Annotated in this window: 20 protein-coding genes; all 20 read right to left on the bottom strand. The window is 42.0% G+C overall.

Annotation, left to right across the window (positions count from 1 at the left end; all coding sequences use genetic code 11):
- Position 1: 1 nt before the first annotated feature.
- Entirely contained in the window at positions 2-1735 is a 1734-nt protein-coding gene (locus J7E32_RS00705) for a 2-oxoacid:acceptor oxidoreductase subunit alpha (RefSeq protein WP_214902167.1), read from the bottom strand.
- Positions 1736-2032: 297 nt separating this feature from the next.
- Positions 2033-2968 carry a dipeptidase gene (locus J7E32_RS00700; protein WP_214902164.1) on the bottom strand — a complete coding sequence of 312 codons (936 nt, stop codon included), beginning with the start codon at positions 2966-2968 and terminating at the stop codon, positions 2033-2035.
- A 128-nt stretch (positions 2969-3096) separates the two neighbouring features.
- Positions 3097-3357 carry a stage V sporulation protein SpoVS gene (gene spoVS / locus J7E32_RS00695; RefSeq protein ID WP_010193268.1) on the bottom strand — a complete coding sequence of 87 codons (261 nt, stop codon included), beginning with the start codon at positions 3355-3357 and terminating at the stop codon, positions 3097-3099.
- Positions 3358-3908: 551 nt separating this feature from the next.
- The gene (locus tag J7E32_RS00690; protein ID WP_214902596.1) at positions 3909-4706 is read right to left on the bottom strand and encodes a TIGR00282 family metallophosphoesterase; all 798 of its coding nucleotides are present in this window, start codon (positions 4704-4706) and stop codon (positions 3909-3911) included.
- A gap of 224 nt (positions 4707-4930) precedes the next feature.
- Positions 4931-6493, bottom strand: coding sequence for a ribonuclease Y (gene rny, locus J7E32_RS00685; RefSeq protein ID WP_483297589.1), 1563 nt, complete (start codon positions 6491-6493; stop codon positions 4931-4933).
- 329 nt (positions 6494-6822) lie between these two features.
- Positions 6823-7863, bottom strand: coding sequence for a recombinase RecA (recA, locus tag J7E32_RS00680; RefSeq protein ID WP_041966664.1), 1041 nt, complete (start codon positions 7861-7863; stop codon positions 6823-6825).
- 286 nt (positions 7864-8149) lie between these two features.
- Positions 8150-9397, bottom strand: coding sequence for a competence/damage-inducible protein A (locus tag J7E32_RS00675; RefSeq protein ID WP_214902160.1), 1248 nt, complete (start codon positions 9395-9397; stop codon positions 8150-8152).
- Between the two features lie 24 nt (positions 9398-9421).
- Complete coding sequence (gene pgsA / locus J7E32_RS00670) at positions 9422-10000, bottom strand: CDP-diacylglycerol--glycerol-3-phosphate 3-phosphatidyltransferase (RefSeq protein WP_214902158.1); 579 nt, start codon at positions 9998-10000, stop codon at positions 9422-9424.
- A 145-nt stretch (positions 10001-10145) separates the two neighbouring features.
- Positions 10146-11024 (bottom strand): helix-turn-helix domain-containing protein, encoded by an 879-nt coding sequence (locus J7E32_RS00665; protein WP_214902156.1) that lies wholly within the window; start codon positions 11022-11024, stop codon positions 10146-10148.
- Positions 11025-11044: 20 nt separating this feature from the next.
- The gene (locus J7E32_RS00660) at positions 11045-11836 is read right to left on the bottom strand and encodes a DUF3388 domain-containing protein (protein WP_214902154.1); all 792 of its coding nucleotides are present in this window, start codon (positions 11834-11836) and stop codon (positions 11045-11047) included.
- Positions 11837-12045: 209 nt separating this feature from the next.
- Positions 12046-12303 (bottom strand): DUF3243 domain-containing protein, encoded by a 258-nt coding sequence (locus J7E32_RS00655; RefSeq protein WP_214902152.1) that lies wholly within the window; start codon positions 12301-12303, stop codon positions 12046-12048.
- A 101-nt stretch (positions 12304-12404) separates the two neighbouring features.
- Complete coding sequence (ymfI, locus tag J7E32_RS00650) at positions 12405-13127, bottom strand: elongation factor P 5-aminopentanone reductase (RefSeq protein WP_214902149.1); 723 nt, start codon at positions 13125-13127, stop codon at positions 12405-12407.
- A 69-nt stretch (positions 13128-13196) separates the two neighbouring features.
- Positions 13197-14492 carry an EF-P 5-aminopentanol modification-associated protein YfmH gene (gene yfmH, locus J7E32_RS00645; RefSeq protein ID WP_214902147.1) on the bottom strand — a complete coding sequence of 432 codons (1296 nt, stop codon included), beginning with the start codon at positions 14490-14492 and terminating at the stop codon, positions 13197-13199.
- Complete coding sequence (yfmF, locus tag J7E32_RS00640; protein WP_214902145.1) at positions 14492-15769, bottom strand: EF-P 5-aminopentanol modification-associated protein YfmF; 1278 nt, start codon at positions 15767-15769, stop codon at positions 14492-14494. Before yfmF ends, yfmH begins: the two co-directional genes overlap by 1 nt.
- A 212-nt stretch (positions 15770-15981) precedes the next feature.
- On the bottom strand, positions 15982-17070 hold the full coding sequence (locus tag J7E32_RS00635) for a GGDEF domain-containing protein (protein WP_214902143.1): 1089 nt from the start codon (positions 17068-17070) through the stop codon (positions 15982-15984).
- A gap of 180 nt (positions 17071-17250) precedes the next feature.
- The gene (locus J7E32_RS00630; RefSeq protein WP_214902141.1) at positions 17251-18204 is read right to left on the bottom strand and encodes an ABC transporter permease; all 954 of its coding nucleotides are present in this window, start codon (positions 18202-18204) and stop codon (positions 17251-17253) included.
- 1 nt (position 18205) lies between these two features.
- Positions 18206-19285 carry an ABC transporter permease gene (locus J7E32_RS00625; RefSeq protein WP_214902139.1) on the bottom strand — a complete coding sequence of 360 codons (1080 nt, stop codon included), beginning with the start codon at positions 19283-19285 and terminating at the stop codon, positions 18206-18208.
- Entirely contained in the window at positions 19282-20805 is a 1524-nt protein-coding gene (locus J7E32_RS00620; RefSeq protein WP_214902136.1) for an ABC transporter ATP-binding protein, read from the bottom strand. Before J7E32_RS00620 ends, J7E32_RS00625 begins: the two co-directional genes overlap by 4 nt.
- 252 nt (positions 20806-21057) lie before the next feature.
- Entirely contained in the window at positions 21058-22152 is a 1095-nt protein-coding gene (locus J7E32_RS00615; protein WP_286182534.1) for a BMP family lipoprotein, read from the bottom strand.
- Between the two features lie 87 nt (positions 22153-22239).
- On the bottom strand, positions 22240-22965 hold the full coding sequence (locus tag J7E32_RS00610) for a GntR family transcriptional regulator (protein ID WP_214902134.1): 726 nt from the start codon (positions 22963-22965) through the stop codon (positions 22240-22242).
- Positions 22966-23155 lie beyond the last annotated feature (190 nt).

Here is a 23155-nt window from a genome sequence, read left to right as displayed (position 1 = left end):
CCTAGAACAACTCCTTGCATTTTGTGTGGACTTCCTGCGGCAAGAATGGGTTTCCGTCATACTTGAGGATCTTATGGATCTTCTCATGACTTCCAACATTCATCTTCATGATGTTTGCCAGCTGTCCAGTCGCATTATTTTCAATAACTGCAACTTTCTTTGCAGATTGTACAAGCTGCATCATCTCATCAGCCGGGAATGGATGTACCAGGCGCACATGTGCATGGTTTACTTTCAGGCCATCCTTCTCAAGTCTTCCCATTGCCTCTTCAATTGCACCTCTTGTAGAGTTGAAACCTACAATCAACAGATCAGCTTCCTCATGCGGAGCATTCTTATGGATAGGCGTATTGAACTTCAGATTACTGATTTTACGCATACGCTTATCCATTTGCGCAATACGGTTGGCAGCAGATTCTGAAGGTTTTCCTGTTTCATCATGCTCTACACCAGTAACATGGTGGATACCGTTCTTCATTCCTGGGATAACACGTGGTGAAACGCCATCTTCAGTTACTTCATAACGCTTGAAGTAGCCTTTGTTATCAATTTCAGGAAGAGCTTCTGTAGCCAATTTACCGCGGCGGATTTCTACTTTATCAAACTCAAGCGGTTCAACTGTCTGCTTTCCTAAAGATAATTGCAGGTCAGTCAGCATAATGACAGGACACTGATATTCCTCAGCAAGGTTGAATGCTTCTGCTGCATCATAGAATGCTTCCTGAACAGTACTTGGAGCAAAGACGATTTTAGGAATCTCACCGTGAGTTCCATAAATCATTGCCATTAAATCTGACTGTTCCTGTTTTGTAGGAAGTCCCGTTGATGGGCCGCCACGCTGTGTATCAACAATGACAAGCGGTGTTTCCGTGATACCTGAAAGCCCGATTGCTTCCATCTTCAATGAAAGACCTGGTCCAGCAGAAGCTGTTATGGCACGTACGCCGCCATAGTTAGCGCCGATTGTCATAGTGACAGCAGCGATTTCATCTTCGGTCTGGATAACTGTCCCGCCAAGAGCAGGAAGTTTCTTGATCAGATATTCCATGATTTCTGAAGCAGGCGTGATCGGATATGCAGCCATGAAGCGGCATCCTGCTGCTACTGCTCCAAGAGCGATTGCATCATTGCCAATCATGAACATCCGTTTCTGTCCATCAGCCTTTTCAAGCTGCATTGTCTCAGCGCCGCCTAATTGTTCTTTCGTATATTCGTAGCCAGCTTTGATGGCTTCCATATTTTTATCGACAACTTGTTGTCCTTTGCGTCCGAAAATTTCCTTGACGACTTCTTCGAATACCTGGATATCCAAATCTAAAATTGCACTAGTCGCACCGATGGCAACCATGTTTTTCATAAGAGATGTTCCCAATTCAGTAGCCATTTCCGTGAATGGAACCGCATACATCGCAGCTTGAGTGTCCTCAGGCTTTTTTGGGCCAAACTTCGCATCAGCAATAATTACGCCATTCTCATGCAATTCTTGGTAGTTTACATCGATCGTTTCCTGATCGAAAGCTACAAGAATATCTAAATCGTCAGAAATAGATCGAACCTCTGTAGTGCTCACTCGAATCTTGTTATTTGTATGTCCGCCCTTGATACGTGATGAAAAGTGACGGTAGCCATACAAGTAGTAGCCTAGACGGTTCAATGCAATAGAGAAAATTTCCCCGGTAGATTCAATTCCTTCTCCCTGCTGTCCGCCAACTTTCCATGAAAGTTGATTGATCATCTCTTACACCCCTTTAGATACGTAAAAAAATATGTAAAAACGCTTCGTTATTAAGTGTAGCACTTTTCCAAGTAATTCACTAGAATTAAGCGGTTTATATCTCGCACTTCATGCTGAAATCTAGCAAATGGATGGTACTAAACGCTTACAATTCTAGACCTATGTGAATAAAAAAGCAACCCTTTAAGAATAATTATTGACGAAAATATGAATATTTTTTTATTTATTAAAATATTATAAGTTTCTTAATCCGCAACCCTTCGATTACTATACAGAAATTCGCTGTCTTCATGGAATTTACGATCTTTGCACAGATAATCTGGCGGCCATATTCCCATATAGGAACTTACTCACTTGTATATCAGAATAATATTTTTGCAATTCGTTCCACAGATTTTCATATTGTTCGTTACCATTGAGATTTTTTACCGTGAATTCAATTCCATCAAAATCAGATCCAAATCCCACATGATTTTCTCCCCCTAGAGAACAAATGTGATCAAGATGGCGGATGACATCTTCTATCGAAGCAGAATTCTTTTTACCTGATAAGAATTCCGGCACAAAGGTAACACCAATGACTGAATCTCGGCCAATCAGCGCTTTGATCTGATTATCGTTAAGATTGCGGGGATGGCGGCAAAGTGAGTAACAGTTTGAATGGGATGCGAATACCCGGTCAGCTGCTTCCATTACATCCCAGAAGCCCTGTTCAGATAAGTGTGAGACATCGCAGACTGTTCTGGTTTCATTCAGCAGCTGGACGACCTGACGTCCAAATCTTGATAGTCCCGCTCCCCGTTCCTCCATGGCACCATCAGCCACATAATTCCCAAAGTTCCACGTTAATCCTACAGACCGAACTCCAAGTCTCAGCAAAGTTCGTAATTTCAATAAATCCTGCCCAATCGCATCACAACCTTCCAGGGTCAGTACTGCACCAATTTCATCATCAGCAAGAAGGTCTATGTCCACCTTGTCAATAATCAGCTTGATTTGAGGGTGAGGCCTTAAGACTTTTTCATAAAATAAGTCCGCCATTCGCAGTGCTGCTTCAAATTTCAGATCAGGGTGCACTGATTCAGGTACATAGATGGCAAATAATTGGACTTTAGTAGACGATGCCTTCAGCCGTTCAAGATTGACTTGCAGTTCAGGGGATTTGGCAAAATCAAGCGTTGGGTCCATGAATAATTTATATAGAACATCGCAATGAGCGTCATAGATTTTCACAAATATACCTCCTCTTTACATTCATAATACTCCATTCAATGAAATAAACCTGCTTGCAATAGCAAACAGGCTGAAAGTGACTATTGAAAATTCTTTAGAGTGCTAATCTATCTATAGCGCTTACGCTTTCATCTGGGTTCAACAATCAATTTAATGGCTGTCCGTTCTTCGCCATCAATCAGGATATCAGTAAATGCCGGGATGCAAATTAAATCGACTCCGCTAGGTGCTACGAACCCTCTTGCGATCGCTACTGCCTTAACGGCCTGATTCAATGCACCCGCCCCGATAGCCTGAATTTCTGCGCCACCTCTTTCGCGCAGTACTCCAGCAAGCGCACCAGCTACAGAATTAGGATTAGATTTTGCTGAAACTTTTAATATCTCCATTCCTGGCTCCTCCTTATTTATCCCGTCCTGGACGTCTTAAGTGGACATCCAGTTTAGTCTGTTCCACTGCTACTATATTCAGGAAGAAGCCCACATATGACCTTCACTAAAAAAAAGCACTGTAAGTGAAGACAATGTTTTGTTTGGTATGGTTCTGTGTGAGGCTGATTGCGGGGTTGATCGGACCCTTCAACGGACCTTCCCCTCTTCATAAGAGTATCATTCGGGCAGTATTGTATCCTTTTGAAGGCCTTTCCCACTTCATAAGTGGTATCGTTCGGGCAGTATCGTATCCTTATGCGGACTCTTTCCTCTTCATAAGGGTATCGTTCGGGCAGTATCGTATCCTTATGCGGACTCTTTCCTCTTCATAAGGGTATCGTTCGGGCAGTATCGTATCCTTATGCGGACTCTTTCCTCTTCATAAGGGTATCGTTCAGAAAGATAGCCATTTGCAGCTTTATATATCCAATAACCTATTTTGCGCAAAATAATAGACTGCAGAAAAACTCAAAGAGTCCACCTGCAGCCTTAAAGGTTATCCATATATTCTAGTCAAAAAAAGGATGGTCTTCATTAACAAGGATCTTTTGAATTTTCACTGCTTTGCCAGTCTTCTTGTCCAAATCTATCAATACTGCTGATAGTTGATTTCTTCCATCCTTGGCCACTTCGAATCGCGTTGGGAGACTTGTCATGAACCTTCTAAGCACCGCTTCTTTTTCTACTCCCAATATTCCATCATACGGCCCGGTCATGCCTACATCAGTCAGGTAAGCTGTACCAGATGGCAAAATCCGTTCATCTGCCGTCTGAACATGAGTATGTGTTCCTACTACAGCAGAAACTCTTCCATCAAGATACCAGCCCATGGCCTGCTTTTCGCTAGTTGCCTCTGCATGGAAATCTACGAAAATGAGGGATGTGCGCTTTCTTGCTTCCTCTATCAATTCGTCTGCTTTTTTAAATGGACAATCAAGTGGCGTCAAGAAAGTACGTCCCTGCAAATTGATGATTGCCAGTTCTTCCTGGTTGATCTTTAGATAAACGATCCCTTTTCCAGGTACTTCTTCAGGAAAATTCGCGGGCCTGACCAGATATTTAGCATTATCAATGAATTCAAAAATATCACGATTATCCCATGCATGGTTTCCTAGAGTTACCGCCTGGGCACCCTGTTCAAGAAACTGCCGATAAATCTTTTCGGTAATCCCTTTACCGCTCGCTGCATTCTCACCATTTATAATTGTAACAGTCGGGCGAAATTTCCCCTTTAGCTTTGGCAGGTATTCCGTAATCATATCCCTGCCCGGGGAACCTACAACATCCCCTACGAATAAAATTCTCATTGCATTCACTTTCCTGTCTATAATTTAAATATTTGGCGTGGCTCTTTTTCTCAAACACATTAGTATTAAGCACCAATTCTTGTGAGCGCCCAAAATAAAAGCCCCGAACCTTTAACACCTGTAAAACATCCATTGTTAAAATTGTACCATAACATCCAGATTAGATGAAAACCATCGGAAAAGAACTTACCGGCCAATATAAAAAGCGGCGCCGAAGCACCGCTTTATTTTGCATATTCAACTGCCCGTGTCTCACGGATGACTGTAACTTTGATATGTCCAGGATAATCGAGCTCTTCCTCGATTTTCTTTCGAATATCACGTGCGAGGCGGTGTGCCTGCAAGTCATCGATTTGATCAGGCTTAACCATGATCCTGATTTCTCTACCCGCCTGAATTGCGAATGATTTTTCGACTCCTTCATAGGATTCAGAAATCTCTTCCAGCCTTTCAAGACGGCGGATATAGTTTTCAAGCGCTTCGCTGCGGGCACCAGGCCTTGCAGCTGACAATGCATCAGCAGCAGCAACAAGTACTGCAATGATCGAAGTTGGCTCAGTATCACCATGGTGGGAAGCAATGCTGTTGATAACAACAGGATGTTCCTTATACTTAGTAGCCAGCTCCACGCCGATTTCAACGTGGCTTCCTTCTACCTCATGGTCAATCGCCTTTCCGATGTCATGCAGGAGTCCTGCGCGGCGAGCTAATGTCTCATCTTCACCTAGCTCTGCGGCAAGCAATCCGGACAATTGGGCTACTTCCATAGAATGCTTAAGTACATTCTGTCCGTAACTTGTACGATATTTCAAGCGGCCAAGAATTTTAATAAGATCTGGATGCAGTCCGTGTACTCCCACTTCGAAGGTAGTCTGTTCCCCAACCTCACGAATGTGTTCATCTACTTCACGGCGCGCTTTCTCAACCATTTCTTCAATTCGAGCCGGATGAATACGTCCATCCTGGACAAGCTTTTCTAGAGCTAGACGGGCTGTTTCACGTCTGATTGGGTCAAATCCAGAAAGGATAACGGCTTCCGGAGTGTCATCAATAATGAGATCGATTCCCGTCAACGTTTCCAGGGTGCGGATATTCCGTCCCTCACGACCGATAATACGCCCTTTCATTTCATCATTCGGAAGATTTACGACTGATACAGTCGTTTCAGCAACATGATCTGCTGCACATCTTTGAATGGCCAGTGAAAGTACTTCTTTCGCTTTCTTATCGGATTCTTCTTTCGCCCTGTTTTCGTTTTCCTTAATCATTAGTGCAATGTCGTGAGCAAGTTCTTGCTCAGTTCGCTCCAAAATGATGGATTTAGCCTCATCACGCGTTAAGCCCGAGATGCGTTCTAGTTCAGTCTGCTGATTTCGTACCATCTCGTCCACTTTGCTTTCCATCTCTTCAATATGCTGTTGTCTTTTGGAAAGAGCGTCATCTTTTTTCTCTAAAAGATTCTCACGTTTGTTCAACGACTCATCTTTACGATCAAGATTCTCCTCTTTTTGCAATAAACGATTTTCTTGTTTTTGCAGTTCATTTCTTCGTTCACGAATTTCACGCTCTGCTTCTGAACGCAGTTTGTGATTTTCATCCTTAGCCTCCAGCAGGGATTCTTTTTTCATAGCCTCTGCTTCACGCTTCGCATCTTCAACAATTTGTTCTGCGGCGTTTTTGGCACCTGCAATTTTTGCTTCCGCAACGGATTTACGATAAAAATAGCCAACAACTGCACCGACGAATAGGCCAAGCAAAATGGAGATGATTGAAATAATTAGATCCATCATTTTCACCTCCTCTTGCTATGAACTTGTGTTACGTTTTTTAAAGTGTCGGCATGTACATTGTTACAAGCATCAATATACAGCTCAAATGCTTTTAAACGTTTTTAATACCATGAAAATGTAAAATATACATTTTTAATTGTAAAGCTGTCAAATTTTATTGTCAAGGGTTTGTCCTATAAGGATTCTATTGGTTAGATTAATTATTCAATCAATTCTTATTTTTGGAATGGTTTCTGTTGATTTTCAATCCGGAATTTTCACTGTTTAACACAAAAACAAGGTCTCCTGGCTTTCAGGAGACCTTGATCATAAGCATAGATAATCTATTAATCCAACTTGAGTTCTTCCTGGTCTTCATCAGTTTCAGTCACAGTGAACTCGCCATCAAGACCATAGTGATTACGGATCTTCTGTTTGACTTCAAGACGAATGGACGGATTCTCTTTAAGGAAAAGCTTCGCATTTTCCCTTCCCTGACCAAGACGCTCACCATTATAGGAATACCATGAACCGCTCTTATCGACGATATCAAGATCTGAACCCATGTCGATGATTTCTCCCTCTTGGGAAATCCCTTCACCATACATGATATCCACTTCTGCTGTACGGAACGGAGGAGCTACCTTGTTCTTAACAACTTTAATCCTTGTTTTGTTACCAACCATGTCATTACCCTGCTTCAATGTTTCTGCACGGCGTACTTCAAGACGCACGCTTGAATAGAACTTCAATGCACGGCCTCCTGGTGTAGTTTCAGGGTTACCGAACATAACGCCAACTTTTTCACGAATCTGGTTAATGAAGATTGCAATAGTCTTAGACTTGTTGATCGCACCGGAAAGCTTACGTAATGCCTGGGACATTAAACGAGCCTGAAGACCGACATGGGCATCACCCATCTCACCTTCAATTTCAGCCTTAGGAACAAGAGCTGCAACGGAGTCAACAACAATAATATCAATTGCTCCACTTCGCACAAGTGCTTCTGCGATTTCCAAAGCCTGTTCTCCTGTGTCTGGCTGGGAAAGAAGAAGTTCATCGATATTTACACCAAGCTTCTGTGCATATACAGGGTCCAGAGCATGTTCGGCGTCAATGAATGCCGCCTGACCGCCATTTGCCTGTACTTCTGCAATTGCATGAAGCGCAACAGTCGTTTTACCTGAACTTTCAGGTCCGTAGATTTCAACAACCCGCCCGCGAGGATATCCGCCTATTCCCAGTGCGACATCCAATGCAAGGGATCCACTAGGAGAAGTAGAAATCTTTGTGTCTGTCTTCTCTCCTAATTTCATAACTGAGCCTTTACCAAATTGCTTTTCAATCTGTTTTAACGCCATATCTAAGGCAGCTTGACGATCACTCACTCAAATTCCTCCTTATTATATAAAAACGAACCAGCATACTGCTTGGCCGCAAATCTCTTATTTAAAGCCTACTATTACTATACCTTTTTCCCGGGTGTTTGTCTATTAAAAAATCGAACATTTATTCGTTTTTTTTAGAACACAGGAAATTAAGAAAATTGAATTTTACCCGGATGATTCACCAGTTTTCAAGCAGACTATACCCTTTAAAACAGAATTTTCGCAAGAAAACTTACTATTTAAGAACGGGATAATGCAACATTTAAAAATAAAACACGGAAGTTCATCACTTCCGTGTTCCTGATAATCTATTAATTATGATCTGACAGCCAAACTTTACAGCCCTCTTCCTAATCGCTGTTCGGGAGCCACTCAGGCTTAGTTTTTCTGAATGGACTGGTTGGCCTTCTACGTGGAGGCCGATAAATACTGTCCCTGGAGGATGACCTTCAAGGCTGTCGGGACCAGCCACTCCGGTAAAACTGATGCCGATGTCAGAGTTGGTAAGCGCTGCAGCATTCATTGCCAGCTCTTCCGCACATTCACCGCTTACGGCCCCATAATTCTCAATTGTTTCCGGATTAACCTTTACAAGTCCTATCTTCGCTTCATTCGAGTAACAAACTAAGCCGCCTTTGAAAAGGCTGCTTGCACCGGAGATTGAAGTCAATTCCTGCTGGAACATTCCGCCTGTCAGGCTTTCAGCCGCTGATAAGGTCAAGTTTTTGTTTTTCAATAGTCTCGAAAGCTCGATCATTAACGAAGTTTCGTCGTAACCATAAAAATACTCACCGACTCTGTCCATGATTTCTGCTTCCACTCTATCAATCAACGCTTGTGCAGTGTCTTTGGGATCATCCCTCGCCGTAAGCCTCAGTGTAACTTCACCGTCACCAGCCAAAGGGGCGATGGTTGGGTTGCTCTGCTGGTCAATCAAATCTACTATTTTCGTTTCCAGGGCTGCCTCTCCGATTCCAAAGAACCGCAGGACCCTCGATTCAATTTTAGACTGATTGCCGGTCATGCCCTCTATAGCCGGCTGGCCATATTTCAGAAACATTGGCTCCATTTCGGACGGTGGTCCCGGGAGAAGCATGAACTTGTTGTCTGCTGTTGCCAGGAACATTCCCGGAGCCATGCCATGTTCATTTTTCAGAATGGTGGATCCCTCGATCACGAGAGCTTGTTTCCTGTTATTTTCAGTCATTAACCTGTTCGTTTTTTCGAAATACAGTTCGATGGACCTCATCGCTTCTTCATCAAGAACGAGCTGCTTTCCAAGCTGTCCGGCAATTGTATCTTTTGTAAGGTCATCTTTTGTAGGTCCCAATCCGCCTGTAAAGATAATGAGCTCTGCCCGTTTCTGGGCGATTTCCATTGCGACCTTCAATCTTTCCGGATTATCCCCAACGACAGTATGATAGTAAACATTGATTCCCAAATCGGCAAGCTGCCTGGAAAGGAATCTGGCGTTTGTATTGACGATTTGCCCGAGAAGCAATTCAGATCCCACAGCAATGATCTCTGCATTCATATCTTGTCCCCCTGACAAAATCAATTATTTGGAATTACGGAATACTTGCATATTTTTAGCGAAGTAATCCCATCCAGACCAAATTGTAAAGAACATCGCCACCCATAATGCAATATCTGCAAACGGGATAGAGAATGCTTCAAAAATGATATTGTGCAGCAACAGCGCGGAAATTGCCACTGTTTGTGCCCACATTTTAATTTTGCCAGGCATTTTCGCTGCAACAACCTCACCACCGCCTGCTAGCAATAAACGAAGTCCTGTCACCGCAAACTCTCGGCTGATAATAATGATGACGATCCATGCTGGGGCATACCCCAGTTCAACCAACACAATCAATGCAGAAGAAACAAGCAGTTTATCCGCCAGAGGGTCAAGAAATTTCCCTAGATTAGTTACTAAATTGTGCTTACGCGCAAGATAACCGTCAACCCAGTCTGTCACAGACGCAAAAATATAGATTAAAGCTCCTACAAAATGAGTGACCGGCATGGTCGTACCAAGCAGGGAGATTTCCCCCCATGAAAACGGAACAATCATGATAATCATGAATAACGGTATCAATAAAATTCGTGAAACCGTAATCTTATTTGGCAAATTCATATTCTTTTCCTCCAAGGTGCAAAATTGCAAAGCCATTAGTATGACTTCCTTCATTATATCCAATATGTATAAATCTTCATTAAAAATGCCTAGTATAATTTTAGCCCGTATAAACAATAGTCCATACGGGCAATTGGCTTAAACTTTACTTAACAAAATTGATGGTTATATTTTGTGTCGTAACATCTGAAGGGGAAATTGCATATTCCAGCTTCTGATCATTTACGTATATTTCTGTTTCTGGAGCAAAGCCGATTCTGATCAAAGCCTGAGTATCGTTTGTCAGGTCAGCAGTCTCGCTGGCTTTAACATCTTTATTCAACTCTTCTCCAAAATAAGTCTTGCCTGCCCCATTTTTCACACTGACCCATGTCCTGCCTAAAGAAACAACCTTCACGACAAACTTGTCTGTATTCTTCAACTCATAAACAGTGTTCTTGCCGCTGTTCGATAAGACTGAAAGCTCCTGTGCAGGTGTATCAGGCTCAGCTTCCTCTTCGGCTGGTTCTTCCTCAGACGCTTCTTCGCCATTATTTTCATCTTCTGTATCAGTATCATCTACGATCTCGGCAGGTTCTTCTACCTTTGTCTCCTTGCCTGTCGTCACGGGATCCTTTATATCGTCACTTGCATTCTTGACAATCAGATACCATACTAAGGCGAATGCACCTATTATAAATACTACTATCAATATCTTTGGAAGGATATTCAAGATCCTAGATGTCTCAGGAGAAATGCTTTTCCTCGACTGAACGCGGGAAAGCTGGTCAGGCAATTCTTCGTTGTATGTAGATGGAATTTCACTTTTGTGCTGCTCAAACAGCTGTTCCGGATCAAGGCCGACAGCTTCAGCATATTGTTTAATGAATGCACGGACATAAAACTTTCCTGGCATCATTGAATAATTACCCTCTTCGATGCCTAGAAGGTAGCGCTTCTGTATTTTCGTGATGGACTGCAGTTCGTCCAGGCTGAGGCCCTTAGCTTCACGTGCTTCCTTTAATATATTTCCTAACTCAGTCACGATAACACCTTCCAATACTGTTAAAAATCAAATCCTCCAAAATCAGAATCGGTGAACATGTGATTCTTCTGAACCATGTCATAAACGATTTCTTCATCTGGATTATTGCGAAGTTCAATAATATAATCAAAATCTTCCATTGTATATTCTGTATTTTGGACAAAAATATCCGGGTGTTCCACAACCTTCACCGCAGGCAGGCGCATAATCTCTCTGACAAGCTGCCAGTGCTTTTCATTAGCCCTCCTTGTGGAAACGATACCGTCAATGATAAATAGGTTTTCTGCATTGTATTCATCTTCAATCAATTGATTACGGATTGTTTGTTTTAATAAAGTGGAAGAAACAAACAACCAGCGTTTATTTGCACAAACACTTGAAGCCACCACCGATTCTGTCTTGCCAACTCGCGGCATCCCGCGAATCCCAATCAGCTTGTGCCCCTCCTGCTTAAACAATTCTGCCATAAAATCGACAAGTAGTCCAAGCTCATCCCTTACAAACCGGAATGTTTTTTTATCATCTGCGTCTCGCTGTATATACCTGCCGTGTCTGACCGCCATTCGATCACGAAGCTTAGGTTCACGGATTTTAATTACCCTTATTGTATCCATAGTATTCAAAATTGACTCTAAACGCTCAATTTGGTCATCATCTTTCGCAAGGATCAATAGACCGCGTCTACCTTCATCGACTCCATTGATCGTAACAATATTGATTGACAGCATACCAAGCAAAGAGGATATATCACCTAGCAGTCCTGGACGGTTAATCATTATTTCATATTCCAAGTACCATTCTTTCTTTTCCATCGTTCTCCTCCTCTGCTATAAGGTCACTTGATTGCGACACATTTTGACATCAAATATCTAGCTACTATATTATATGATTTTCAAGGAAGATGAAAGGAAAAACAAGCCAGAAGTTAAAAGTAAAAAAAAGCCGGGTATATGTTTCTAATTGAACGAAAGGACAATAAAAAAAGAGAGGATTTTAGATGTCCTCTCTTAAATCTTACACATTATTTAGTGCCGTTGTTCTGTACAAGTTTAACCATCATTGTAGCGATGGCATGCTGTTCTTCCGGGCTTGCAACTGACCAAAGGTCTGAAAGGACTCTTTCCTGCTCATTTTTCGGATCGACGTTCTGAGCAAGATAATCCCCGATCTGATAGGCAAGGTCTCCCATAACTTCTTTATTCATTCCCTGGTCCTGCGCCTGATGAAGGCGGTCTCCCAAGAAATCCTTCCACTGATTCCAACTATCCAATACGGACATATTGACAACCTCCTTGTCTAAAATAGTACAAGGTTATTTTGCATACGTACGACAATTATTATTCATTACAATACATGTTTTGAAAAATTGTCACATGTCCGTCACGTCAGCCAGCCACCATTCACTGCCAGGACTTGGCCAGTTATATAGGAGGACTTTTCAGATAACAGGAATTCCACACTACTAGCTACTTCTTCAGCTGACCCTAAACGCCCTGAAGGAATTTGTTCGATTATGCCCTCAATCTCCTCGTGTGTGAATCCTTCAACCATTGGGGTTTGAATGGCACCTGGAGCTACGGCATTCACCCTGACCTTGGAGCTTGCCAGCTCTTTGCTCAGGGCTTTGGCGAAGGCTATTTGGGCTCCCTTCACAGTCGAGTAGGCTACTTCATAGGACGCGCCTGTCTGTCCCCATATCGACGACACGATGACGATACTTCCGCTTCCCTTGGCCCTTAATTTGGGAATAAGCTTTTTTGTCAGCATCAGCGGAGATGTGACGTGAATCTGTATAAGTTCCTCTACATCATTTTCCTCTAAGTCTTCAACAAGACCGTATAAAGCATTGCCTGCGTTATGTACAATCGCATCAAGTGAAAAGATGTTTGCAGCTAATTCCAAGTAACCTAATTTTGATGCCAAATTAGCCTTGATTGGAATATACTCACCGCCAAACTGTTCAATCTGGTCAATAAGTTCTTTCATTCCATTTTCATTTTGATTATAGTGCAGGTATAACGAATAACCTTCTGATGCAAGCTTAATGGATATTGCCCTGCCAATCGCTCCACTTGCTCCTGTTACGAGCGCGAATTTCTTCATGTTCTTCCTCTCCAGCTTCATTAAATAATGCGCCGGTAATGACCGGCGCACATCTTATTGAATCGTGTGTTATTTCTTTTCCTTTGGTACTACCTGACAAACCGTGAATCTCTCTTCGGCAATTAAATTGTTGGCAGCCTGCTTAATGTCCTCCAGTGTAAGGCTTTCAAGTACCGGCACAACATCAAACAGATCCATTTCATTGAATGCATAGCGTGTGAACTGGTTTGCAATATACTCTGGCGAATTAACAGCCCTTAGGAAAGCTCCTATTTTTTTCTTTTTTGTTCTTTCGAGATTGTCATCTGTCAATCCCCGGCCGGCTTTTGCATCCAACAGCATGGCTTCTAATTTGCTGGCAAGGACATCAGGCTCATTTGTATCACCGCCAACCATTGCAAAACCAAAGCCTTGCTCCTCGGTATAATCGTATGAGAACGTATCATCGATTAAGCCTGAACCATATAACTCGGTGTAGTTTTCAGAACTTTTCCCAAAAAGAATATCAAGCATCACATTGATTGACAGCTCTTTTTTCAGCATCTGCTTGCCTGATTCAGTTGGATCGGCCGCCTTGATGCCAACAAGACACTTGGACGTTTGGACATTCATTTTCAGAACCTGTTTCTTTTCAGCAACCCCTGCCTGTTCCTCATCAAATACCCGCTTGATTTCTGGCTTGTTTTTGTATTCCTTCTTCCCCTGGTTCTCTTTTATTAAGCCCATGATTTCATCAGGGTTAACTTGACCAACTACGAACAATAACATATTGCTTGGATGGTAAAAGGTTTCATAGCATTCATACAGCATATCTTTCGTGATATGGGAAATTGATTCGATTGTACCTGCGATATCAATGCTTACTGGATGGTTCTTATACATATTCTGGATCAGCCCAAAATACAATCTCCAATCAGGGTTGTCATCATACATCGTGATCTCTTGCCCGATGATTCCCTTTTCTTTATCAACTGTCTTCTCTGTAAAATATGGTTCCTGAACAAAGTCAATCAACGTTTCCAGGTTTTTCTCCACATTGGAAGTGCTGGAGAACAAATAAGCCGTCCTCGTGAAGGATGTGAATGCGTTCGCAGAAGCACCCTGTTTGCTGAACTGCTGGAACACGTCCCCATCTTCCTTTTCAAACAATTTATGCTCAAGGAAATGAGCGATGCCATCGGGCACCTTAACATAATCATCCTTTCCCGGCGGAAGGAAGTGATTATCGATCGACCCGTATTTAGTTGTAAAAGTAGCATATGTTTTATTGAAGCCCTTTTTCGGAAGGATGTAAACATCAAGCCCATTATTCAGCTTTTCATAGTACATTTCTTCCTGAAGCTGTTCAAACGTAATTTTCTCCATTATTTGTCCGCCTCCAATCCAGTTAAGAAGTAGACCGTATCAAGCTGAACCTTTTCGGCTACAGCAACGATTTCTTCTTTTGTGGTTTTACTCATGCCCTGAAGCCAGTCATCGAGGCTGACATTTTGACGTGATACAACATTATGATACAGGACCTCTACCATCCCTCTTGCTGTATCCATTGTTTCAAGCATTTGGTTCTCAATCACTGCCTTTGTTTGTTCGATTTCCTGGTCAGTAAAATCGCCTGCTTGCATTGCTTCCATTTGTTCACGGATTATTTTTACAGCCAGCTCGAAATTTTCAAATTCAATGCCTGACATAACCATCATCAAACCTTTATGGCTTTCAAGACGGCTTGCGACATAATACGCAAGGCTATTTTTTTCCCGGACATTCAAGAAAAGCTTGGAATGTGAAAAGCCTCCAAAAATTCCGTTGAAAACCTGGAGAGCATAATAATCGTTATCACCATAAAGTACATTTGTTCTGTAGCCTATATTCAGCTTCCCTTGTTTGACATCCTCCTGATCCTTGACAGTTTTCTCTTCGACATGGGCATCTTTAGCAGGCTCAACGAGTTTCGGTGTGCGCTGGCTAAATTGCAGGAGTTCTTCGGCAATCGACTGTACTTCTGTCTCATCGACATCTCCGATAATGAACAAGTCAAGCTCATCTTCTGCAAAGGCTTTATTATAGTATTCATAGAGATTCTTCTCGTCGATTTGCGGAATGTCATCAATCTCGCCATTGACATGGAGCTCGTATGGTTCATCCTTGCACATTTCCTGGACGAGCCTGAAATTAGAGTATCTCATTTTATCATCATAGACAGCCTGGATTCTCTGCTTTAACGTTCGCTTTTCCTTTTCGACAGTTTCTTTGTCAAAAGCTTCATTGTCTGCAAACGGATTCACCAACATTTCCGCCATCAATTGCAATCCTTTTTTTAGTAAAGGTTCACGATCGCTTAAGAATTTTTCATTGGCGATTTCTAATGAAAAACTAATGACCTGATATTCTCCCTTTTTTGATACATCAACATATAAATTTGCTCCGTATAGCTCATCAAGGTAGGAACGAAACTTTGAAGTGGAAGGGTAAGCCTTAGAGCTGCTTTGCAGTACATAAGGGAGAAGCGCCCTTTTTGTTACATCCTCACTGGTAAGTGGTGCCTTCATCTTCCAAACAATTGTATTCGTCTTGAATTTTTCCGTTTTAACAATATGGAGCTTGTAGCCTTTCATATCCTTGATACTTTCTGAAATGACAGCCATTGAAATCCTCCTTTATTTATAACACCAGGACTTGCTTACAATCATTCTTCTTCACATCATTGATGAAAATAAAACATTCTTCTCTGTTATGTATACGTTGTGAAGTCTATATTTAATATTCCAATAAATATACTCTAACTATACCTTTGACATTAAGGCTAATTCAAGGAATTGGCAGCCAATACGGAAAAAGCTTCCCAAGTGGGAAGCTTTTATTGCTTTGAAGCGGCTATTTCTTCTTTAGCTTTCGAATAATAATATGTATATCCTGATTCAAATTTCACCTGATTTTTCCCGTTTGCTTTCGCCCTGTACAAAAGCTGGTCTGTGTAACCAAGGAGTTTATCCGGCAAAACTCCCGCTTTTGAAGCAGCAATCCCAAAGCTCATTGTGACACTAATGCATTCTTTGCTAAACTTCTCGGATGATAACTTTCCATATAGGTCATCAAAAAAGCAAATCTGCCTGTTTTCCTCTGTGTCCGGCAAAAGAAAGGCAAACTCTTCTCCACCATAACGGAAAGCCTGTGCATCGTAATCATCAGCCAGATCCCGAAAAATCCCACCTAAATTTTTTAGTATTTCATCTCCAGTCAAATGGCCAAAATGGTCGTTGATTTGCTTAAAGTGATCGATATCTCCCATGACAAGCAGGAAATTCTGCTGTACGCTTGTCATAATCCTTAGTTGTTCCTGGAAATGCCGATGATTGTATAAGCCTGTTAAGTAATCAGTGAACATCAATTCATGAAAAATTTCCTTCTGTCTCAAATGCTTCCTTTCACGAATGACGATTAACGACCCAAACACACCTATGATCCAAATGAAAATAAGATTTAAAATAAAGACAAACGTTGTATTAAAATCGAATTGAGCCTGTAAAGCAAAAATAGTTGAGTATCCTGCTGTCAGCGAAATCGAGGATAGAATTGCCCCTTTCGTCCTCCAGTAGATTGTCGCATGCATGACAACCAAATAAGCAATCGGAAAAAGCGGCGACAAGACTCCGTTCGTCAATGCAAGAAGCCACATCAGCGCAATATAATCAAATACGATTCCGGCTTTCGTAAGCAAATTGAAATACTCGTTTCCCGCCGGCATTTTAATTAAAGCAACCTGAGTCACGGCCATATAGACAAATCCTATCGCCAGCAATAAGGGAAAGGTTTCTTTGGTGAAATTCAGCCTGTCCGCCAGAGGGGGGAAATAAAATACCATAATTCCTACCAACAAGAATATCCAGCGTAAATAAGAAAAGATTTTTTCTGTTTCACGATCATCCATATATAATGATAGTTTCATATGCATGCCCTCTTGACGATATTATTTTTAGCAAACTTTTCCTTTATATTAACACATATGGAAGATTTATTCTAAAAGGAATATGCATTTTCATATGATATTTTAATGTAGTGAATAAAATCCAAGCTCCGAATTAAAAGAGGTACCTTTAGCAGGTACCTCTTTTTACAGTATAAAAGTTTAACGTTTTCCACTGTCAAAGGTTTCTCCAACAGCCTTTGGAGCTTGTGACGACTTGGAGAATATAACAAGTGCGATCAGTGTCACTACATATGGGAAAATCTTTAACAAGATCGGCGGGATAACAGCCAGCTCAGGAATTACTTGAGAGACGTTTGCAATCGTACTGGCAAATCCAAAAAATAATGTCGCTGCCAGCACGCCTAGCGGTTTCCACTGACCGAAAATCAAGGAAGCCAGTGCAAGGAAGCCCAGTCCTGCAACAGTCCCTGTGAATTCACCTGACTGCGTGACAATAATCAAGGCTCCGCCCAATCCGGCGAAAGCTCCAGAGATCAGCACCCCGCTGTAACGGACTTTCCTGACATTAATTCCTGCTGCTTCAGCAGCCTGCGGGAATTCACCACATGATCTTAAACGAAGACCAAACCTTGTTTTATATAAAACGAATGAACTTACGAAAAGAATAGCTAATACAAACCATGTTGTTGGATATGTTTTTGTGAAAAATAAATCTCCAATCACTGGAATATCAGATAGAAAAGGAACATTTGATGGAGAGAAACCGCTTGAGATTCTTATGTTTCCACTTCCAGTGATATTGCGTGCCAGGAAAACGGTCAGGGCAGTGGCAATCATATTAATTGCCGTTCCACTGATGATTTGGTTTGCGTTAAGATTAATGCTCGCAAATGCATGCAAGATGGAGAAAAGTATACCAGCAATTACAGCAGCCAGCAATCCAAGCCACAGTACCAATGTGTGGTTGTCCAATACGCCGTTCAGGTAATGGATGGACAAAGCGCCAGAAAAGGCACCAATGACCATTAATCCCTCAAGGGCAATATTAACAATACCGCTTCTTTCACTAAAAAGTCCGCCTAATGCCGTAATAAGAAGAGGAATTGTAAAGATAATCGCGTAAGGAAAAATTTGCTCTATTATTGACCACATCTTATGAATCTCCCTTCTCGACTACAGGACCACTTTTATCTTCTTTGTTTGATTTTCTCGTCTTGAATTTATTCAGCAGACGTTCAATCATTACACTCGTTGCAGCAAAATAAATGATGATCGCGATAATGGTATTTGCCAATTCAGGTGGAATTTCAGTCATAGCATTCATGAACCCAGTACCTGAGTAAAGAATCCCGAACAGCACTGCCGCGAAGAATACACCCACAGGATGATTTGCACCGAGAAGAGCGACCGCGATGCCATCGTAACCCTGCGCAGGCAGTATACCGATTTGAATGCTTGATGCATTTCCTGTGTACAGTGCTACTCCGCCGACTCCAGCAAGAGCACCAGAAATCAACATGGAAAGAATGATGTTTCGGTTAACTTTCATACCTGCATATTCCGCAGCGAATCTGTTAAATCCAACTGCCTTTAACTCAAATCCAAGGGTTGTCTTTTCAATGATGAAGGCAATAATGATAACTGCGATGACTGCAAGAAACAGACCTAAGTTAATATAAGATCCATCAAACATTTCTGTAAGAAATGGAGTTCTCAGAGTATCTGATTCTGCCAGTTTCTTAGATTCTGTCTCAAGGAATTCACCTTTGAAGTAACCAGGTACCACATAGTAAATCGTCCAGTAAGCAATCCAGTTCATCATGATCGTCGAAACAACCTCATGAACATTGAATTTCGCTTTGAGAAGACCAGGAACGAAAGCCCATAATCCGCCGGCTACCAGACCTGCAAGGACCATGACCAAAAGAAGGATTGGCCGGGATAAATCGAAAGTCAAGGCAACTGCTGTAGCAGCAAGACCCCCAACCAGCATCTGTCCTGATGCCCCAATGTTAAAAAGACCTGTACGGAAAGCAAACGCAACAGACAAACCAGTGAAAATAAGAGGAGTTGCTGTTGCTAAAGTATTACCGATACGCTCTAGGTTTTTCAATGCTCCTTGAAGCAAGTAGGAATAGCCTTCAATCGGATTGCTGCCGATGAACAGCATCAAAATGCCACCGGCCACCAGACCTAGAATAATAGATATTAATGATACGATGGTATTTCTCATATGCTTCTCTCCTTAGCCACGCCTGCCATCATAAGACCAACTTCATTTTCATTTGTTTCCGCAGCGATTACCTCGCCTACAAGCTCACCATTATTCACGATGGCGATACGGTCTGAAAGCTGCAGAACCTCGTCAAGCTCCAATGAAATAAGAAGTACTGCATTTCCTTTGTCACGATGCTCAATAATCCTTCTATGGATATATTCAATGGAACCTACATCCAAACCACGAGTCGGCTGGACTGCAATCAAGAGCTTAGGGTCAAGTTCGAGCTCTCTGCCGATGATTGCTTTCTGTTGATTCCCTCCAGAAAGAGTCCTGGCAATCGATGAAGCACCTTCGCCTGAACGCACATCGAAGTTTTCGATGATATTTTGAGCATACGCTTTCATAGCAGGGAAACTTAATAGTCCGCGCTTAGAGAAAGGCTGCTTGTTATAAATTTGAAGCACCATATTTGATACAAGTGAGTAATCCAAGACAAGACCGCGCTTTTGCCTGTCTTCCGGAATGTGGCTAATTCCTTTTTCATTCCGCTGACGGATTGGAAGGTTCGTGATTTCTTCACCACTGATTAAAATTGTCCCAGACTCAGCTTTCCTTAAGCCAGTGATTGCTTCTACGATTTCTGTCTGTCCATTGCCTTCAACACCAGCAATACCGACTATTTCGCCAGCTCGGACTTCCAATGAAAAGTCCTTCAAACCCATCACTTTTCTATTGTTCTTGACTGATAAAGAATCTATTTTAAGTACCACTTCACCAGGAGTACTTTCTTTCTTATCCACTTTGAAAGAGACATGACGTCCGACCATCATTTCGGCAAGACTTGCCTCACTCGATTCTGCCACATTAACAGTGCCTATTCCTTTTCCGCGGCGGATTACCGTACAGCGGTCAGCAACTGCCTTAATTTCCTTCAGTTTATGAGTGATAATAATAATAGACTTACCTTCATTAATAAGATTGCGCATGATTTTCATCAATTCATCGATTTCTGCCGGTGTAAGAACAGCTGTTGGCTCATCCAAAATCAGTACATCTGCTTCACGATAAAGCATTTTCAAAATTTCTACCCTTTGCTGCATACCTACTGAAATGTCCTCGATTTTCGCATGAGGATCTACATTCAAACCGTAATGCTTTGATAATTCTGCAATTCTTTTTGCAGCTTTATCAATATCGAGCACCATGCCTTTAAGCGGCTCACTGCCCAATATGATGTTTTCTGTTACAGTAAAGTTATCAACCAGCTTAAAGTGCTGGTGAACCATCCCAATTCCCAAACGGTTTGCAACATTAGGATTAGTAATCTTCACTTCTTTGCCATTTACTTTTATTAAGCCTCGTTCAGGCTGATACATGCCAAACAGAACACCCATCAGGGTTGACTTTCCTGCGCCGTTTTCACCTAGAAGTGCATGTATTTCCCCTTTTTTTAGTGTAAGGGTAATATTATCGTTGGCTACGATACCCGGAAACTCTTTCCGAATATTCAACATCTCAACTACATAACTCATAGTAGCACTCACCTTTGTATTAGACTCTATACCTATTAAGAATAGCGTAAGCGCCTTGGTCAGCTTCACAAGAATAGGCCAGGATACCAAGGGGAAGTGAGAAAAAACAAATCCTTTGGAAGGCCGATCGATTGGAAGCCAGGCTCTGGAGCTGTACATTTCTTTATCGAAGCGGAAATACAATTTCAAATATTTTCCGTTTTGAGTTTGATAGACAAAAGAGACGGAAGAGACCGTCTCTTTTGCACTTTTTTACTTGAATAAATCTCCTTGTTCAGCAGAGACCTTGATTTCTTCAGATTTGATCTTTTCGTAAGCTTCCTTTACCTTGCCAGTAGTTTCTTCGCTTAGGTTAGGGTTCTTCTCAGGAAGACCAATACCATCGTTCTTAGCATCGAAAATCATTGTTTTTCCGCCTGGGAATTCGCCGTCAATCTCAGCTTGTACCATGTCGAAAGCAACCTGGTCAAGCTTCTTCATTGCTGAAGTCAAGATAACTGACTTGTCGCCATCGTACTTACCATCTTCAAACTGGTCAACGTCAACACCAACGATCCAGACATTATCTCCAGCCTTCGCACGGTTCTTAGCTTCGTTGATCGCTCCAACACCAACACCACCTGCAGCAGTGAAGATGACATCTACGCCACGGTCATAGAATTGAGCCGCGATTTGTCCACCAGCAGCTGCGTTGTCGAATGAACCTTGATATACAACGTTCTCAGCTTTCATTGTTACATTAGTGTCAAGATTTTCATTTGCATACTTAAGTCCTTGCTGGAAGCCCCAGTTGAACTTTTGTACTGCTGGAATTTCCATACCGCCGATGAATCCAGCTTCGCCTTCCTTCAATTCAACCGCTGCAGCAACACCAGCAAGGAATCCAGACTCATGCTCAGCAAAGAATACTGCAACAGTGTTGTCTTTTACTACTGGATTATAGTCGCCATTGTGTGGGTTTCCGTCAATGATGACGAATTTAGCATCTTCATATTTATCTTGGGCTTGGAAAACTGCTGTTTCAAATTTAAAGCCCGGTGTAATGATAAACTTATATTCTGCATCATATAAGTTACCGATTTCTTTTAAGTATTCTGCTTCAGTCGTTCCAGCTGGCTTAAGGTACTTTGTCTTAACTCCAAGATCTTCCTCAGCCTTCAGGATTCCTTCCCAAGTGCCCTGGTTGAAAGATTTGTCATCAATCGTACCTGCGTCAGTAACCATACCAACTCTTAAGTCTGACTCCTTGCCCTTAGAACTGTCGCCTTCGTCACTTCCGCAACCTGCCAACATTGTACCTGCCGCTAAAAGCAATGACATTACCAAACCAAATTTACGCTTTTTCAAGGTTTGTACCCCCCAGAGAATGTTTGTGATTTCGCAGGAATGTTCTGAAAAACCAATCAGTTAGCGTTTTCATTTCATTAAAAAAAGTTAAATTCTTCTTCTAAGGACATGAAAACTGAACTTGTCGGCTTTAAAGTAATTCACCGAATAAAGAATTGGAACATCGTTATCATCGAAATGCATCTGCTTCAATACAAGCAGCGCTGTTTCCGGCTCGCATTCAAGGATGGGTGAAATCTTCTCATGGTAGCCGATTGGCTCGATTTGGGCCACTGCATATGTGACCTTCCGGTTTGATTTGACCTCAAGAAGATGAAGCAATGATTCATCTTCAAAAGAAGTATCTTCCGGCAGGATGCTTGCAGGAATCTTGTCCAGACAATAGACAACAGGTTCCCCGTTTGCAGTTCTGACCCTTTCGACGAGAGTGATTTCATCATCAAGCGCGCATGAAAAACGACGAATATCTTCTTCGGTTGGCCCAGTAGTCGTTGAGTTTAAGAAGATTGTACCAGGCTTCATCCCTGCCTGCTCAATCATGCCCGTCACGCTGTTAAGCTGTTCAATGCCTGACTCAAACAATGGTTTGGCGTTGACAAAGGTTCCTACACCATGCCTGCGAACAATGACGTTTTCTTCTTCAAGGATTCGCAATGCTTCGCGGAGAGTCGCTCTGCTAACTCCAAGTTGTTTGGCAAGATCGAATTCAGAAGGCAATTTCTCTCTTTCTTTATATATACCTTTTTGAATATCTTGCTTCAGGTGATCGATTACTTGTAAATACAGGTGCCGGTTATCTGACTTGATCGACATGAGGCGTTCCTCCAACCTTTGCTCAAGACATCAGACATCTGATGTATAGCATTCCTACTAATCGAAAATACTATAACACTTTTTCAGGCATAAATAAATAGTGTTTCAACAATTTGTCGAAAAAAGCTAGAATAACCAAAATTGTCACTTTTTCCGGGACAATAAACCTATATTTTTGATATAATAGTAA

This window comes from Bacillus sp. ISL-55 (assembly GCF_018613155.1).
GTDB lineage: Bacteria > Bacillota > Bacilli > Bacillales > Cytobacillaceae > Mesobacillus.
Note: the sequence above shows the minus strand (reverse complement) of the source record. Positions and strands in the feature narration are given on the sequence as shown.